The 14,968-nt window shown below is 66.4% G+C and carries 10 protein-coding genes; 1 reads left to right on the top strand and 9 read right to left on the bottom strand.

Annotated features, from left to right (window positions below):
* Positions 1-3: 3 nt before the first annotated feature.
* The 8 genes from alaS to smpB form a co-directional block, all read right to left on the bottom strand.
* Positions 4-2,658 (bottom strand): alanine--tRNA ligase, encoded by a 2,655-nt coding sequence (gene alaS / locus GRI99_RS07460; protein WP_160771390.1) that lies wholly within the window; start codon positions 2,656-2,658, stop codon positions 4-6.
* A gap of 84 nt (positions 2,659-2,742) precedes the next feature.
* Positions 2,743-3,567, bottom strand: coding sequence for a methyltransferase domain-containing protein (locus tag GRI99_RS07455; RefSeq protein ID WP_160771389.1), 825 nt, complete (start codon positions 3,565-3,567; stop codon positions 2,743-2,745).
* Between the two features lie 178 nt (positions 3,568-3,745).
* Positions 3,746-4,810 (bottom strand): recombinase RecA, encoded by a 1,065-nt coding sequence (gene recA / locus GRI99_RS07450; RefSeq protein ID WP_160771388.1) that lies wholly within the window; start codon positions 4,808-4,810, stop codon positions 3,746-3,748.
* A gap of 144 nt (positions 4,811-4,954) precedes the next feature.
* The gene (locus GRI99_RS07445; protein WP_160771387.1) at positions 4,955-6,610 is read right to left on the bottom strand and encodes a DUF4139 domain-containing protein; all 1,656 of its coding nucleotides are present in this window, start codon (positions 6,608-6,610) and stop codon (positions 4,955-4,957) included.
* Between the two features lie 11 nt (positions 6,611-6,621).
* Positions 6,622-8,133 carry a DUF4139 domain-containing protein gene (locus GRI99_RS07440; RefSeq protein WP_160771386.1) on the bottom strand — a complete coding sequence of 504 codons (1,512 nt, stop codon included), beginning with the start codon at positions 8,131-8,133 and terminating at the stop codon, positions 6,622-6,624.
* A gap of 96 nt (positions 8,134-8,229) precedes the next feature.
* Entirely contained in the window at positions 8,230-10,659 is a 2,430-nt protein-coding gene (locus GRI99_RS07435; protein WP_160771385.1) for a hybrid sensor histidine kinase/response regulator, read from the bottom strand.
* 58 nt (positions 10,660-10,717) lie between these two features.
* On the bottom strand, positions 10,718-11,293 hold the full coding sequence (locus GRI99_RS07430; protein ID WP_237438184.1) for a DUF2062 domain-containing protein: 576 nt from the start codon (positions 11,291-11,293) through the stop codon (positions 10,718-10,720).
* Between the two features lie 113 nt (positions 11,294-11,406).
* On the bottom strand, positions 11,407-11,889 hold the full coding sequence (smpB, locus tag GRI99_RS07425) for an SsrA-binding protein SmpB (RefSeq protein WP_160771384.1): 483 nt from the start codon (positions 11,887-11,889) through the stop codon (positions 11,407-11,409).
* A 183-nt stretch (positions 11,890-12,072) separates the two neighbouring features.
* Between smpB and GRI99_RS07420 the strand changes: the two genes are divergently transcribed.
* Positions 12,073-14,052: a S9 family peptidase gene (locus GRI99_RS07420; RefSeq protein WP_160771383.1), complete on the top strand. Its 1,980-nt coding sequence runs from the start codon at positions 12,073-12,075 to the stop codon at positions 14,050-14,052.
* Between the two features lie 17 nt (positions 14,053-14,069).
* Here GRI99_RS07420 and dapA read toward each other — a convergent pair whose 3' ends face one another.
* Positions 14,070-14,951 carry a 4-hydroxy-tetrahydrodipicolinate synthase gene (gene dapA / locus GRI99_RS07415; protein WP_160771382.1) on the bottom strand — a complete coding sequence of 294 codons (882 nt, stop codon included), beginning with the start codon at positions 14,949-14,951 and terminating at the stop codon, positions 14,070-14,072.
* Positions 14,952-14,968 lie beyond the last annotated feature (17 nt).

Below are 14,968 nucleotides of genomic sequence, written 5' to 3'. Positions count from 1 at the left end.
TAATCAGCCGGCGATCAGCGCGCGCACGGCGGCAATGGCCATTTCGGCCTTGTCGCCATCCGGGCCGCCGCCCTGCGCCATGTCGGGACGGCCACCACCACCCTTGCCGCCAAGCGCTTCTACGCCTGCGCGGACCAGGTCCACGGCAGAGAAGCGGCTGGTAAGGTCATCGGTGACGGCGGCGGCAAAGGCCGCCTTGCCATCGTTGACCGCGCAGATCGCAGCCACGCCGCTGCCCATGCGCTTCTTGGCATCGTCCAGCAGGCCGCGCAGATCCTTGGGATCAAGGCCGTGAAGCACCTGGCCGGAGAACATGACCCCGCCAACGTCTTCGTCAGCTGCCGGGGCAGCGCCGCTGCCGCCGCCCGAGAGCGCAAGCTGCTTCTTGGCTTCTGCCAGTTCGCGTTCCAGCCCGCGCCGCTCGTCGACCAGCGCAGCGACCCGCTCCAGCACCTCGTCGGGCGCAGTGCGGAGGGTGGCGGCAACCGCCTTCAGTGCCTCCTCGCGTGCGACCAGCCACTGGCGCGCGCCTTCGCCGGTCAGCGCCTCGATCCGCCGGACGCCGCTGGAAACGGCGCTTTCCGAAACGATGCGGAATACCCCGATGTCGCCGGTGGCGTTGACGTGAGTGCCGCCGCATAGCTCCACCGAATAGTTGCGCCCGCCGGCACCGGTGCGGCCCATGCTGAGGACGCGCACCTCCTCGCCGTACTTCTCACCGAACAGCGCCATGGCACCGGCGGCAATGGCGTCGTCGGGGCTCATCAGCCGGGTCGAGACAGCAGCATTGTGGCGGATCTCGGCATTCACCTCCGCCTCGATTGCTGCAATGTCATCGGCAGACAGCGGCTTGGGGTGCGAGAAGTCAAACCGCAGGCGATCAGCGGCAACCAGGCTGCCCTTCTGAGTCACATGGTCACCCAGGCGGTTGCGCAGCGCCGCGTGCAGGAGGTGCGTTGCCGAGTGGTTGGCGCGGATCGCGTCACGGCGCGCGGCATCGATCTTGAGGTGGACGGTATCGCCAACCTCAACCGAGCCGTGCGTGATCGTGCCCTGGTGGGCGTGCAGGCGGCCCAGCGGCTTGGAGGTATCGCTGACCACCATTTGCAGCCGCCGGTCACCCGTGATGCTGCCGGCGTCACCGGTCTGGCCGCCACTTTCGCCGTAGAAAGGGGTCTGGTTGGCGATCAGCGTCACCTGCTGGCCGCTTTCGGCGCGGGTCACTTCCTTGCCATCCACCACCAGCGCCACCACCCGGCCTTCGCCCTCGGTGCTGGCATAGCCGGTGAACTCGGTTGCACCCTCGCGTTCGGCGATGTCGAACCACAGTTCACCGTCGGCCGACGCACCGCTGCCTTTCCAGGCAGCGCGGGCGGCAGCCTTCTGCTGGGCCATCGCGGTATCGAACCCGGCTCGGTCAACCCCGATGCCCCGGGTGCGCAGGGCATCCTCGGTCAGGTCATAGGGGAAGCCGTAGGTGTCGTAGAGCCTGAACGCGGTTTCACCCGGCAGGCTGGCCCCCTCGCCCATGCCGGCGGTTTCCTCGTCCAGCAGCTTCAGCCCCTTGTCCAGCGTCTGCCGGAAGCGGGTTTCCTCGCGCTCCAGCACTTCGCGGATCAGGGCATCGGCGCGCGGGAGTTCGGGATAAGCCTGGCCCATTTCCTGCACCAGCGCGGGCACCAGCCGGTGCATCAGCGGCTCCTTCGCACCCAGCAGGTGGGCATGGCGCATGGCGCGGCGCATGATCCGGCGCAGGACGTACCCGCGGCCTTCGTTGCTGGGCAGCACGCCATCGGCAATCAGGAAGCTGGTAGAACGCAGGTGATCGGCGATCACGCGATGGCTGGCAGCGGTCTCATCGGTCGCCTTCGCGCCCACCTTGTCCTCGCTGGCCTCGATCAGCGCGCGGAAGGTGTCGGTCTCGAACACCGAGTGGACGCCCTGCAGCACGGTGGAGATGCGCTCCAGGCCCATGCCCGTATCGATGCTGGGGCGCGGCAGGTTGCCCACGATCTTGTCGGCTTCCTGCACGTGCTGCATGAACACAAGGTTCCACACTTCCACGAAGCGGTCGCCATCCTCGTCTGGCGAACCGGGAGGGCCACCGGCAATCGACGGACCGTGGTCCCAGAAGATTTCGGAACACGGGCCGCACGGACCATCCGCGCCCATCGCCCAGAAGTTGTCCTTGGTGGCGATGCGGATGATGCGATCTTCCGGCAGCCCGGCGATTTTCTTCCAGAACCCGGCCGCCTCGTCATCGGTGTGATAGACGGTCACGCACAGCCGGTCTGCCGCGAGGCCCAGCTCCTTGGTGACCATGCCCCAAGCCAGCTCGATCGCGCGTTCCTTGAAATAATCACCGAAACTGAAGTTGCCGAGCATCTCGAACAGCGTCAGGTGGCGTGCGGTGTAGCCAACATTATCCAGGTCGTTGTGCTTGCCCCCGGCGCGCACGCACTTCTGGCTGCTTGCGGCCCGCGGGGCGGGCGGCGTTTCCAGGCCGGTGAACACGTTCTTGAACGGCACCATGCCCGCATTGACGAACATCAGCGTCGGATCGTTGTACGGCACCAGGGGCGCGGAGGGCATCACCTGGTGATCGTTGGCCGCGAAATAATCGAGGAAGGCCCGGCGGATGTCGTTGGTCGAGTGCATGGGAGGCAGTTAGTTCCTGCGAAGGGCCGCGACAAGCGGATAAAGGCGAAAATGGGGCGCCACGACCCGCTCGGAACCGGCCGATCAGCCTGCCTTGCGCGCACTGACGATCCAGGCCGCAGCAGCAAGCGACACGACACCATCGCGCAGGTTATCCTCGCACAATCGGCGGAGGCGCTCGAAAAAGGGGTCCCTTGCATCAGCTTCGAGTTCCTTCGCGACGCGGGCAGCGGGGCCGATAGAGGTGAAATAGGCCATTGCCTCATCCACCGCGTCATCTCCGGCCCCGGCAACCATGGGGAAATCGAAGGCGTCGATGGCGACCGCTTCCCAGCCGGCACCTTCCAGGATCTGGGCTATGCGCTCGCGGCGGGCAAAACCGAAGGGGCCTGGTGCGTCGGCTGGCGGTGGCGGAGGGACCTGGGGCAGCAAGCGCCCCACCTCGGTGAAGAAGGGATTGTCGAGCGGGTCGCGGAAACAAGAGAAGAGCAGCTGGGCACCGCTATCGGCAATGTCGGCCAGATGGCGGAAAGCTGCCGTGGGGTCGGCAAAGAACATCACCCCGTGGCGCGAAACGAGCATTTGCGGGGCAATGCCGGCCGGCGGCTGCCAGGCGGCGGCATCGGCGAGGTCGAATGCCACATTGGGAAGATTGCTGGCGCGACCACGGGCTGCATTGACCAGTGCTGGCGACACGTCGACCCCGACCACCCGCGCATCCGGCCTGCCCCGGGCAATGGCCAGTGACAGTTCGCCCGCACCGCAACCGATGTCGATCGCCTGGGTGAACCGCTGCCCGCGCAGGCGCGACAGCAGGCGTTCCGTCAGCACCGCAAAGCTGCGATCGGTCCGGCGCCATTCGGCGGCCCAGCTATTGCCCGAGGGGCCTTCCCATTCGCTCTTGTCCACGCACGATACTCCCTTGTCCGGTGAACCTTATCAGCAGCGACCGGCGGTCACGCAAGTCTCGCGGAAGACTATCCGCAAAACGAAACCGGCGCCCTGCCGCACAGGGCAGGACGCCGGTCCTTGTCGTCAAGCGCCGGCTCCGGTCGGGATTGGGAGCCGTGGCTGCGCTTCTTGAGGATCAGTCGTCGGAGTCCGCGTCCGGCCCCGTCATCATCTCCTCGGCAACCTGATCGGTGCGGCCGCGAATGGCGGCTTCCAACCGGTCGCAAACTTCCTTGTTGTCACGCAGGTACTGCTTGGCGTTCTCGCGGCCCTGGCCGATGCGGATCGAATCGTAGCTGAACCACGAACCCGACTTCTCCACCACGCCGGCCTTCACGCCCAGGTCGAGGATCTCGCCGATCTTGGAGATGCCCTCGCCATACATGATGTCGAATTCCACCTGCTTGAACGGCGGGGCGACCTTGTTCTTCACCACCTTCACGCGGGTGGCGTTGCCGATGATCTCGTCGCCGTCCTTGATCTGGCCGGTGCGGCGGATATCGAGACGGACCGAGGCGTAGAACTTGAGCGCGTTGCCGCCGGTGGTCGTTTCCGGGTTGCCGTACATCACGCCGATCTTCATGCGCAGCTGGTTGATGAAGATCACCATGCACTTGGAGCGGCTGATCGAGCCGGTCAGCTTGCGCAGGCTCTGACTCATCAGGCGGGCCTGCAGGCCCACGTGGCTATCACCCATCTCGCCCTCGATCTCGGCCCGCGGCACCAGCGCCGCAACCGAGTCGACCACCAGCACGTCGATCGCGTTGGAGCGGACCAGGGTGTCGGTGATCTCCAGCGCCTGCTCACCCGTGTCAGGCTGCGAGACGATCAGTTCGTCGATATCGACGCCCAGCTTCCTGGCATAGACCGGATCGAGAGCGTGCTCGGCATCCACGAAAGCGGCGGTGCCACCCATCTTCTGCGCCTCGGCAATCACGTGCAGGGCCAGCGTGGTCTTGCCCGAGCTCTCCGGGCCATAGACCTCGATCACGCGGCCCTTGGGCAGGCCGCCCACGCCCAGCGCGATGTCCAGCCCCAGCGAACCCGTGGAAATGGCTTCCACCTGCATGGCTTCCTTCTGGCCCAGCTTCATCGCCGAGCCCTTGCCGAACGCGCGATCAATCTGTGCGAGGGCAGCTTCGAGCGCCTTCTGACGGTCCACGTTGGATTCCTTCCCTACCAGCTTCAGTCCGGCTGCCATGACACGGTGCTCCCCACGTTCCAAGAGTTGTGGTCAATTCATCAACTGGAACAGCTTGTACCGCGTTTGTTCACGTAGAACAAGAGTGGAACAGGATTTTCTGCAACAGGGCGGAAACGGACAGATTTCTGCTCTTTTCCCGGACTATCGGCCGCCCTGCCCAGCCTGCCGGACCTGCCAGGTTATGACGCGCCGGCCATTGACGGGAACAGTCACTTCGGCGATTCGCTGCCCGTCCTTCACCGTGGTGCGCTGGCCACGGATGTCCCACTCGGCCGGGGAGCCCATGAGGATACGGGCGGTGATCGGCGCATCATTGGCGTTGGTAAGCGTAGCGCGCATCTGGGCCCAGGGTCCGTCATTCGGATCGTTGCGGGAGGTCAGTTCGCAGGCGGCAAGCACCTGCGGGCTGTAGCCAAGCGCCAGCTCCACTTCCTGCCCTTCGGCATGATCGCGCATGGATGGCGCTGCCACCAGCAGTTCGCCCGCCGAGCTCGGCTCGAACACCGCGAGGCTGCCGGATGGCAGCGGCATTCCCAGGCCATGCTCCTCATCATTGCGGGTGGCGAGGAACAGCTCGGTCTGGCGTGGCTGCGGTTCATCCCCGTCGTAGACTTCGGTATAGTCGTCGTAGCCGCCCGTGCAGCGGGCGCGATAGACGAACCTCCCGCGCACCTCCTGCTGATCGAGGAAAGCCACTTGCTTCAGGCCCTTGGCACTCACCGTCACGGCCTCGGGGAAACGATAGAGCTTCAGGTCACCCAATTGCTCCTGTTCGGCCACGCGCGCGCCGGTGACTACGATGGCGGACTCCTCAGAGGCCATCCGCATCATCATCGGGGCAGGTGGAGGCGGCGGCGGCGGAGCGCCCGGGTAGCGGCCATAACCAAGCGCGTCGGCAAGCCCGCCCGAAAAGTCCGGAACCGGCGATCCCGTCGCCGTGCTGCCCAGCGGATAGCAGGTGAGTTGCAGCGGCCGGGCATCGGGCGGATCGGCCAGCCCCTGAAAATCGCTGACCACTTCAAGTGTTCCGGCCACGGCCATCAGTTCGGCATCAGGGAACGCCTGGTTGTTGTCGTTGAGGATGGTAAGCCAGCTCAGCAGCCGCAGCGAAACCTCATCGCCCGTGCCCCCATCGGCCAGCGTGGCGACATAATTGGCCTGCCAGTCGAACCCCCAGGCGAGATAGGTCAGGGTGACGGTGTAGATCCCCCCGCGATCATCGCGCGTATTGATGGAATAGACTGGCTGGGCAGACAGGCCCTCCGGCACGCGGGTGAATTCCAGCCGCTCCGGCACGCCGGCGCAGCGGACTGCCTCGAAGCCCTGGTCGGTCTGCAACACCAGCCCGCCATCGGCGCGGGTGCGGACTATGGCGGATTGCACCTCCTGCGCGCCAGTGGCCGGATTCGTCCTGCGCACGGTGACGCGGTTGCCCAGCGTGCCATCGACCAGTGCGGCGGGACTGAGCAGGTCGGCGTTGCGGTTCTTCTCGATCGTGCCGCCCGGCAGGCCGGTGACGATGGCGGACACGGCCACCATCCCTTCGGCCACGCCCTCGAAGCGGATCGTCGATTCGCCGGGCGGCAGCGTCACCTGGCGCGTCTCCGAGATCATCGCGAAGCCGCGCGGCCAGTTGCGGTCCATCTGCCCGCCCTCGCCCCGGTTGGGATCGCGATAGACGGTGACTGCCAGGCCGGTTGGCTCGCTGGCATCCACCGTTGCCCGCTCCTGCGCCAATGCCGGCAAGGCTGCCAGCAGCAGCGGCACGGCAAGCAGCGGAGTTAGGCGCAAGGGCATCGCCCGCCTCCTCAGTACCGCGTCTCATAGGTTACGCGCACCACGCGGGTTCCGTTGGCGGGCACCTCCACGCGGTAGCGACGGTTGCCGGCGTTGAGCTGTTCGCCCGGTACGTCTTCGCTGGTGACGCGGAAGTCGCGGCCCCACCAGCCATAGTCGAGTCCGCCCTGGGTCAGGTCCACGGTCACGGCTTCCGGCTTGGCGTTGGTGAAGGTGTAGCGCATGACGGTGCGATAGTATTCGACCGGTCGTTCCACCTCCACGGTCTGCTTCACCTCGCCGTCCACGAGCACGCGATAGCGGACCGAGCGTTCGTATTCGGCCGAAGTAATGGTGGCGCGGCTTTCCACTTCGGCCTGCACGAACACGTCGAAGGCATCGCCGGTACGCAGCGAGATGGCACTGCCCATCGGGGTATGGCCGATCTGGTTCTCGCCGATGAACTGCGGTGTGCCTTGGGCATCACGCTGGTAGAACCGCACCGTGCCGGCCGGCATGGCATCGCCCAGTCCGCCTTCGCGGCTGGAGGAAAAGGCAATGGCGCTGGAGACGTTCATCGGCCGGTCGTCGCTTTGCAGCCAGCCGACTTCGCGCGAGTAGACGCGGGAGGATGGCACTCCCTGCACATCGAGAAAACTAACCTGCTTGGTCTGGTTGTTGGAGATCGTCGTGCGCCCGCTGATCGGGTAGAGGTAGAAATCCCCCAGCCGCTCGCGGTCGGCGGTCTCGGTGCCGGGGCGCACCAGGCCTCCGCCGCGCGGTGGAGGCGGGGCATAGGCGTTGTAGCCGCCCCCGCCCACGGTGCCCGCCACCAGCAGCGTGCTGGCCTGGTTGAACGTGGTGCCGGTGGTATTGGTCAGCGTGACCCAGCCCTGCATGTCCACCGTGCCGCGCTGCTCGTCGAACAGGGCAACATAGTCCGCCGACCAGCCAAGGCCCGGGGTGAGGTAGCGGATCGAAGCGGGGCGCGCGCCGTTCTGGGTGCTGTCCAGCGTGACCGAAAGCGTGGGCCGCGCACGCAGGCCGGGCGGCACTTCGTCGAAGATCACCCGCACGGGCAGGCCATCGTCGCGCAGCACCTCGATATGGTCGCCCACGCGGATCACCACGCCGCCGAAGGTTGAGAGGACCTCCGCCCGCTGGGTCGTCTCGGCGCCGGTGGCGGGATTGGTGCGGATCAGGGTGACGGTCTGCCCCACGGCCTTTTCCATCAGCTTCTGCGGGGTCAGCAGGTCAAAATCGAAATTCTGTTCGATGATGCTGGTGCCGGCAGCATTGAAGCTGAGCGTTTCGGGCCGGATCATGGCCGATACGTCGGGAAAGGTGATCGTGGTGCGGCCCTGGCGGATATTGAGCTGGCGCACGTCCTGGATCAGGCTCTGGCCGCTGTTGTAGATCGTCACCGAAAGGTCACCCTGGGCGCTCGCCCCCGTCGGGTCACTGGAGTCCTGTGCGCTGGCAGCCAGAGGAAGCAAGGCAGCGCAAGCCAGCAGGGCAGCGGCAAGCGGACGGGTGCAGGTCATCGGTTGGTCTCCCCCACGGAACGGTTCGTGGGCGTGTGATAGTGTCACATTGCCTGTATGCGGGCTGAACGGCTGGACAGCCCCCGTGTTCCACAATCAGCCAGCCCGCGCCTTGCCCGCCAGCACACCCGCCACCTTGTCGGCAATCTGCTGTACGCTGAACGGCTTGGCGATGAAATGCATGCCTTCGATGTCGATATCCTTGCGGAGCTGTTCTTCAGCATAGCCGGACATGAACAGCACCGGCAGGCGCGGAGCCAGCTTGCGGATTTCGCGGGCCATCGCCGGGCCATCCATGCTGGGCATGACCACGTCGCTGACGACAAGGTCGAACTTGCCGCCCTCGCGCACGCGTTCCAGCCCCTCGTCGCCGTCGCTGGCGGTGACAACTTCATAACCGGCGCGCGAAAGGGCGCGTTCGGCCACGGCGCGGACCATGTCCTCGTCCTCCACCAGCAGGATGCGCCCGCCGCCAGACCAGCTTTGCGCTGCGGCCTGCTGCTTCTCCTCCGCCTCGGCGCGCGCCAGCTCCTCCTCTGTCGCGGTGTGCACCGGCAGGTAGATGGTAAAGCGTGCGCCGCGCGTCCTGCCGTCAGCCGACTTGGCATTGCTGGCAAAGATGAAGCCGCCCGATTGCTTGACGATGCCGTAAACGGTGCTGAGGCCCAGGCCAGTGCCCTTGCCCATCTCCTTGGTGGTGAAGAAGGGCTCGAAGATCTTGGGCAGGATTTCGGCCGGAATGCCGCCGCCGGTATCCTCGGCGATCAGCACGGTGTAATCGCCCGCCGGAATGATTTCAGAGCCCATCCGGCGGATGTCCTGCGCCTGCACGCGCCGGGTGACGAAGCTGAGCGTGCCGGTTGCCCCCTCCCCGCCCCGCGCCTGGATGGCATCACGGGCGTTCACTGCCAGGTTGATGATCACCTGCTCCAGCTGGGCGGGGTCCGCGCGCACCGGGCCCAGGTCACGGTCGTGATGGGTGCGCAGGGTGATCTTTGCCCCCAGCAGCCGCTTCATGAGCTGACTGACTTCCGAAATGATATCCGGCAACTGGATCACTTCGGGCTGGAGCGTCTGCTGGCGGCTGAAGGCAAGTAGTTGCCGCGTCAGGCTGGCGGCGCGGTTGGAGTTGGCCTTGATCTGCTGGATATCGTCATAGTCGCTGTCACCCGGCGTATGGCGCAGCAGCATCAGGTCGCAATAGCCGATGATGGCGGTCAGCACGTTGTTGAAATCGTGCGCCACGCCGCCGGCGAGCTGGCCCACGGCCTGCATCTTGGTGGCCTGCGCCACCTGGCGCTTCAGGCGGGTCTCCTCGGTGGTGTCGGCAAGCGAGAGCAGCACTGCCGCCTCCCCCAGCCCGCGCACGCCGGCCAGGCCCAGGCTGACCGGCTCCTCCGGATCGCCGCGCAGGCGCACGGCAATGTCGCCGCTGTTGGCTGGGCCCTGCCCGAAGCGGCGCACGGCATCGGACATGGCAGTCTTGTCGCGCGCGATGACCAAGTCCGACGGATAGGGCGGCAGGTCGGGCCCCTCGATCCCGGCGGCGCGGCGGAAGGCAGGGTTGGCGAACAGGAAATGCCCGTCGCGATCGGTCATCGCCAGGCCCAGCGGCAATTGCTCCAACAGGGCTTCCAGTTGCGGGGTCTGCCCGCGCGCCTCGGCGCCCCAGCCGCCCAGGCCAACCGCCGTGTCGAGCAGCAGCATAAGCGCAGGAGCTTCGGCGCTGGCGGCAGGGCCGGCGTGGTCGGCAGGGTCGAGCAGCGGAATGCTGACCAGCGTCTGCGGGCTGCCCTGCTTGCCTTCGCGGGCAAAGAATATGCGATCACGCTCGTCGGTGCGCAGCAGGCTGGTGAAATCCATGCCCACCATGCTGGCATGCTCGTCCCCCGCCGCACGGCGCGCCAGGCCGGGATTGACCGCGCGGATTGCCCCATCCGGCCCCACCAGCGCCACGGCGAGGCCCGCCGCGTCGATCATCCGGCCCAGCGGCCCCGCCATGGCACGGGCCACTGCCTGCACCGGCTCGTTCTTCAGGATCGGGGTGAAGCGCCAGACAAGGTATTCGTCGGAGCGGCCCGCCACCTGCGCTTCGGCCGTCCAGTTGTGCTCCTCGTCACTTATCGTCACCACCTCGCCGCCGTTGCCGTCGCGCCAGGCGGTGCGCGCCACGCGGGCGAGCACTTCGGCACTGATGCCGTCCACTGGCAGGCGGGGCGGAGCATGGCTGGAGCCGAACCACAGCTCGTAGGCGGCATTGGCGCAGACCAGGCGGTTGGCTCGGTCGGTAATGGCTACCGCTTCGCCAGGATGTTCGATTGCCGCCACCGTCACCGACCAGTCGGGTGTGGCCGCTTCCACATCGGCCGGCGTGCGCGAGGAATAGCGGGCGGCAACGAAAGAGAGCAGGCCCAGCACGGTCAGACCGCCGGCATAGGCCAGCGTCACCGTGGCATTGCCGGTGGCATATTGCACCAGCGCCACGCTGGCGAGCACGGCAGCGACCACCGCCAGCGTGTCCACCATATGCCGCGATTGTTGCAATGGCTGCCCGCTCACTGCGCTGAAATCCTGCCGAAACGCCTCATGCAGGGTGGCGTAGCACTTTCCTTCGCGCAGGTCGCCTGGTCCATTTGCGGCCGACCAGAAGGCGCCATACCAGTCCCGACAGGAAATAGCCGATCGCCGCAGACAGCAGCGCCAGGACGATGAAGCCGAAAGCGGTCACCCCCACCCCTTCCAGCAACTGGAACCAGCCGAATTCCGCCCAGCGCCCACTGGCAAGCTGTTCGTTGGCAAAGCCCGTGGTGGCAGAATCCACCCGCAGCACGAAGGCGCCCAGCCGGTTGGCAAGCAAGAGCCAGAAAGGCAACGTGAAAGGGTTGGTCAGAAATGTCAGGAGCGCCGCCACCGGCACGTTGGCCCGCAGCGGCAGGGCCAGGAAGGCAGCCAGGAAGATCTGTCCGACGGGAATGATGAAGCCCGCGAACAGGCCCAAGGCCACCCCGCGCGGAACAGACCGGCGGGTGAAGCGCCAAAGCTCCGACCGGCCGAAACGATGGGCGATGGGAGCAAGATACTTGTTCTGCTCCATTTCCTCACGGGTCGGCATGGTCGGCCATTGCCGCTTCAGCCACCCGATGATTCCGCCCTTCGCCATGGCCGCGTCAATACACCTTTCCGCATTGCGTTGAAGTGACAGATAGGTTCGATTCGACGAACAGCGGCTTAACGGCGACAGCTTGGAAAGACCTGTTGCAGGATTGCTTCGGTTCAGCCCTTGTCGCGCATGATGCGTGCCTTATCGCGCTTCCAGTCCTGTTCCTTCAGGTGCTGGCGCTTGTCGTGGCTCTGCCGGCCCTTGGCCAGCGCCAGTTCCACTTTTGCCCGCCCCTTCGCATTGAAATAGATCGTCAGCGGGATCAGAGTCATCCCCTTGCGCTCCACCGCACCGACGAACTTGTCGATCTCGCGCGCGTGCAGCAGCAGCTTCCTGGGGCGCTTCGGCTCATGGTTGAAGCGGTTGCCGTGGCTGAATTCGGGAATGTTGGCGTTGACCAGCCACACTTGCCCGTCGCGCACCTCGGCATAGCTTTCGGCAATGCTGCCCTCGCCGAAGCGCAGGCTCTTTACCTCGGTGCCGCTGAGCGCCAGCCCGGCCTCGAACTTCTCCTCCACGGCATAGTCGAACCGCGCCTTGCGGTTTTCGGCGACGATCTTCTGCTTGTCGAAAGTGGCGGGTTTGGGTCGGGCCATGATGGAGCGCCATGTAGGCACTTGCGGCCACAAGCGAAAGGGCCGCGATGAACTGCGGGAACATGCGGCGCAATGCCGGCTGACACGCCTGCCTATTCCATACGCAATTCAGCCGCTTGCATCGTTCCCAAGGCTGGGCAACAGTGCTGGCGGGGCGTGTGACGAACAGGGGGCGAAGCCGCAATGCTCAAGTCGATCCGGCAGGTTGCCGTTGCTGCCGTGCTGGCCGTTTGTGTGCCTGTCATGCCGGGAGAGGTCCAGGCGCAGGCTTCGGCCCAAACGCCGGCCATGCCGCCTCTGTCAGCCTACGGAGAGCTGCCGGGGGTCGAGGCGATGGCCATATCGCCGTCCGGCAATTCGCTGGCGGTCCTGCTGACGATGGACGGCCAGCGCCAGATCATGGTGTTTGACCGGGACTTTGCCCTCGTCAACCGGATCGAGCTGACCACCGAGAAGTTCCGCCGCCTGTCATTCGTCGGCGATCGCGCGATCCTTTTCGCCTACAGCACGACCGTGGACCTGATCGACTTCACGGTCGACCAGTTCGAACTCTGGCAAGCCGTGGTCATTCCCGTGGACCCCACGCAGCCGGCCCACCGCGTGTTTGCCGACGATCGCGGCATCGTCAACGGCATCTTCGGCATGCACGGCGTGCGCGAGACGCCGGCCGGCTGGCGCGGCTATTTCGGGGCCGTGGAATTCGGCCGCACATCCTTCGGCGCTTATCGCTTCGACCACGGCCGCCCTGCCCTATACGAGGTCGATCTCGCCACGATGGAAATTCGCCGGGTGGCCGAATCCGCGCGCGAGAACCACGAGCTGGACTGGCTGCTCGATGAGGCGGGCCAGGTGGTGGCTGCCTTCGACGTGCATACCGAAACCGGTGCCTGGACGATCGAGAACGTGGCGGGCCGCGTGATCGCCAGCGGCAGCAACCCCAGCGGCCGCGCCGGCGTGATGGGTCTTGGTGCAGACGGCCAGAGTGTCATCTACTTCGCCATCGATCCCGCCACCGAATCGCCCGAATGGTTCGAGGTGCCGCTGGCCGGTGGCGCCAGCATGCCCTTCCTGCCCGACGTGGACGTTGACCGCCTGCTGTGGAACCCGCTCAACGGCCGGTTGCTGGGCTATATTCCGGATAGCGAGGAGGACAGCCGCCCCGTGCTGTACGATCGCGAAATCCAGGGCCGCGCAAGACTGGCCGTGCGCTCGCTGACCGAGCGCAACGGCGAACTGGCCGGCTGGGCCAGCGATTTCAACCGGGTGCTGATGCATACCAGCGGCTCGTCCGACAGCGGGACCTGGATCTTCATGGACCTGGCCGGGCGGTCGGCACGCGAGATCGGCTATGACCGACCGCGCATCGCCCCGGCCAGCGTCGGCCCGGTATCGGTCGTCAACTACGCCGCCGCAGACGGCCTGGAACTCGACGGGGTGCTGACCCTGCCGCCGGGCCGCGAGCCGCGCAACCTGCCGGTGATCATGATGCCGCACGGCGGGCCAATCGGCCATGACGAACCGGGCTTCGACTGGTGGGCCCAGGCTTTTGCCGCGCGCGGTTATGCCGTGTTCCAGCCCAACTTCCGCGGTTCCAGCGGGCGCGGCGATGCCTTCATCCGTGCCGGTTTCGGCCAGTGGGGGCGCTTGATGCAGACCGACATCAGCGATGGACTGGCCCACCTCGCCGCGCAGGGCACGGTGGACCCGGCGCGCGCCTGCATCGTCGGGGCCAGCTATGGCGGCTATGCAGCGCTGGCCGGCGTCACCGTCCAGCAGGGCCTCTATCGCTGCGCTGCCGCAGTGGCCGGGGTCAGCGACATCGCGGCCATGTACGCGGCGGAATACCGCGAGACGGGCCGCATGCGCACCGTGCGCGCATCGCTGCTTGACCAGTTGGGCCCACGTGAGACCTGGGCGGCAGTGAGCCCGCGCCGCCTGGCCTCACGCGCCGATGCGCCGGTGCTGCTGGTCCACGGGCGGGACGACACCGTGGTACCCTACAGCCACTCCACCGCCATGGCGGATGCCCTGCGCGATGCCGGCAAGAGCGTGCAACTGGTGGAGCTGGAGGGCGAGGATCACTGGCTCTCGCGCTCGGAGACCCGCCAACAGATGCTGCAGGCCACGATGGACTTCGTACTGCAGCACAATCCGCCGGATTGAACCGCAAGCCGGCTAGCTCAGACCAGCCCCAGCCCCTCCAGCGCGGCGTCCACGGCGGCCTTGGCTGCTTCGGAACAGTTGACCAGCGGCAGGCGCACGTCGGGGCCGAACCAGTCGTGCAGGCGGCTCAAGGCGTACTTGGCCGGCGCCGGACTGGCATCGGCGAACATGGAGCGGTGCAGGGGGTAGAGCTTCTCGTTCAGCGCGCGGGCCGTGTCCCAGGCGCCCGCCAGCGCGGCTGCGTGGAACTCGGCGCACAGCTTGGGGGCCACGTTGGCGGTAACGGAGATGCAGCCACGCTGGCCCAGGATGTAGCCGGCCAGCGCCAGCGGATCGTCACCGCTGATCTGGTTGAAGTCCGGCCCCGCACCCATGCGGTGGGTGACAACGCGGCTCAGGTCGCCGCTGGCGTCCTTGATGGACACGATCTTGCCCGGAAAGCGGCGGTGCAGCTCAATCACCGTCTCCGGCAGGATATCTGTCACCGTGCGGCCGGGCACGTTGTAGAGCATGATCGGCAGTTCGCTGCGCTCGGCCAGATAGCTGTAGTGCGCCAGCAGCCCCGCCTGGCTGGGGCGGTTGTAGTAGGGGGCCACCAGCAGCACGGCATCGGCCCCGGCCACTTGCGCCTCCTTGATGTGCCACAGCGCGGTCTGCGTATCGTTGCTGCCGGCACCCGCGATCACCGGAACGCGGCCCGCCGCCTGCTCGGCGCAGGCCCGGATGATGCGGTGGTGCTCGTCGTTATCCAGCGTGGCGCTTTCGCCCGTTGTGCCGCAGGGGACGAGGCCCGACGAGCCGTTGTCGATCTGCCAGTCGACAAAGCGCCGGAAGGCAGCCTCGTCGAACGCCCCATCGCGAAAAGGAGTCGCCAGAGCGGGAATCGAGCCAGAAAACATTGTGTCACCCCTTGCAC

The sequence above is a fragment of the Alteraurantiacibacter buctensis genome (assembly GCF_009827655.1).
GTDB lineage: Bacteria > Pseudomonadota > Alphaproteobacteria > Sphingomonadales > Sphingomonadaceae > Alteraurantiacibacter > Alteraurantiacibacter buctensis.
This window is presented reverse-complemented; position numbering and strand designations above follow the sequence as displayed.

Excerpts from the sequence above, each read along its gene's own strand:
- alaS (WP_160771390.1), bottom strand. The coding sequence starts at position 2,658 with ATGCACTCGACCAACGACATCCGCCGGGCCTTCCTCGATTATTTCGCG.
- recA (WP_160771388.1), bottom strand. The coding sequence starts at position 4,810 with ATGGCAGCCGGACTGAAGCTGGTAGGGAAGGAATCCAACGTGGACCGT.
- GRI99_RS07445 (WP_160771387.1), bottom strand. The coding sequence starts at position 6,610 with ATGCCCTTGCGCCTAACTCCGCTGCTTGCCGTGCCGCTGCTGCTGGCA.
- GRI99_RS07440 (WP_160771386.1), bottom strand. The coding sequence starts at position 8,133 with ATGACCTGCACCCGTCCGCTTGCCGCTGCCCTGCTGGCTTGCGCTGCC.
- GRI99_RS07435 (WP_160771385.1), bottom strand. The coding sequence starts at position 10,659 with ATGGTGGACACGCTGGCGGTGGTCGCTGCCGTGCTCGCCAGCGTGGCG.
- GRI99_RS07430 (WP_237438184.1), bottom strand. The coding sequence starts at position 11,293 with ATGGCGAAGGGCGGAATCATCGGGTGGCTGAAGCGGCAATGGCCGACC.
- smpB (WP_160771384.1), bottom strand. The coding sequence starts at position 11,889 with ATGGCCCGACCCAAACCCGCCACTTTCGACAAGCAGAAGATCGTCGCC.
- GRI99_RS07420 (WP_160771383.1), top strand. The coding sequence starts at position 12,073 with ATGCTCAAGTCGATCCGGCAGGTTGCCGTTGCTGCCGTGCTGGCCGTT.
- dapA (WP_160771382.1), bottom strand. The coding sequence starts at position 14,951 with ATGTTTTCTGGCTCGATTCCCGCTCTGGCGACTCCTTTTCGCGATGGG.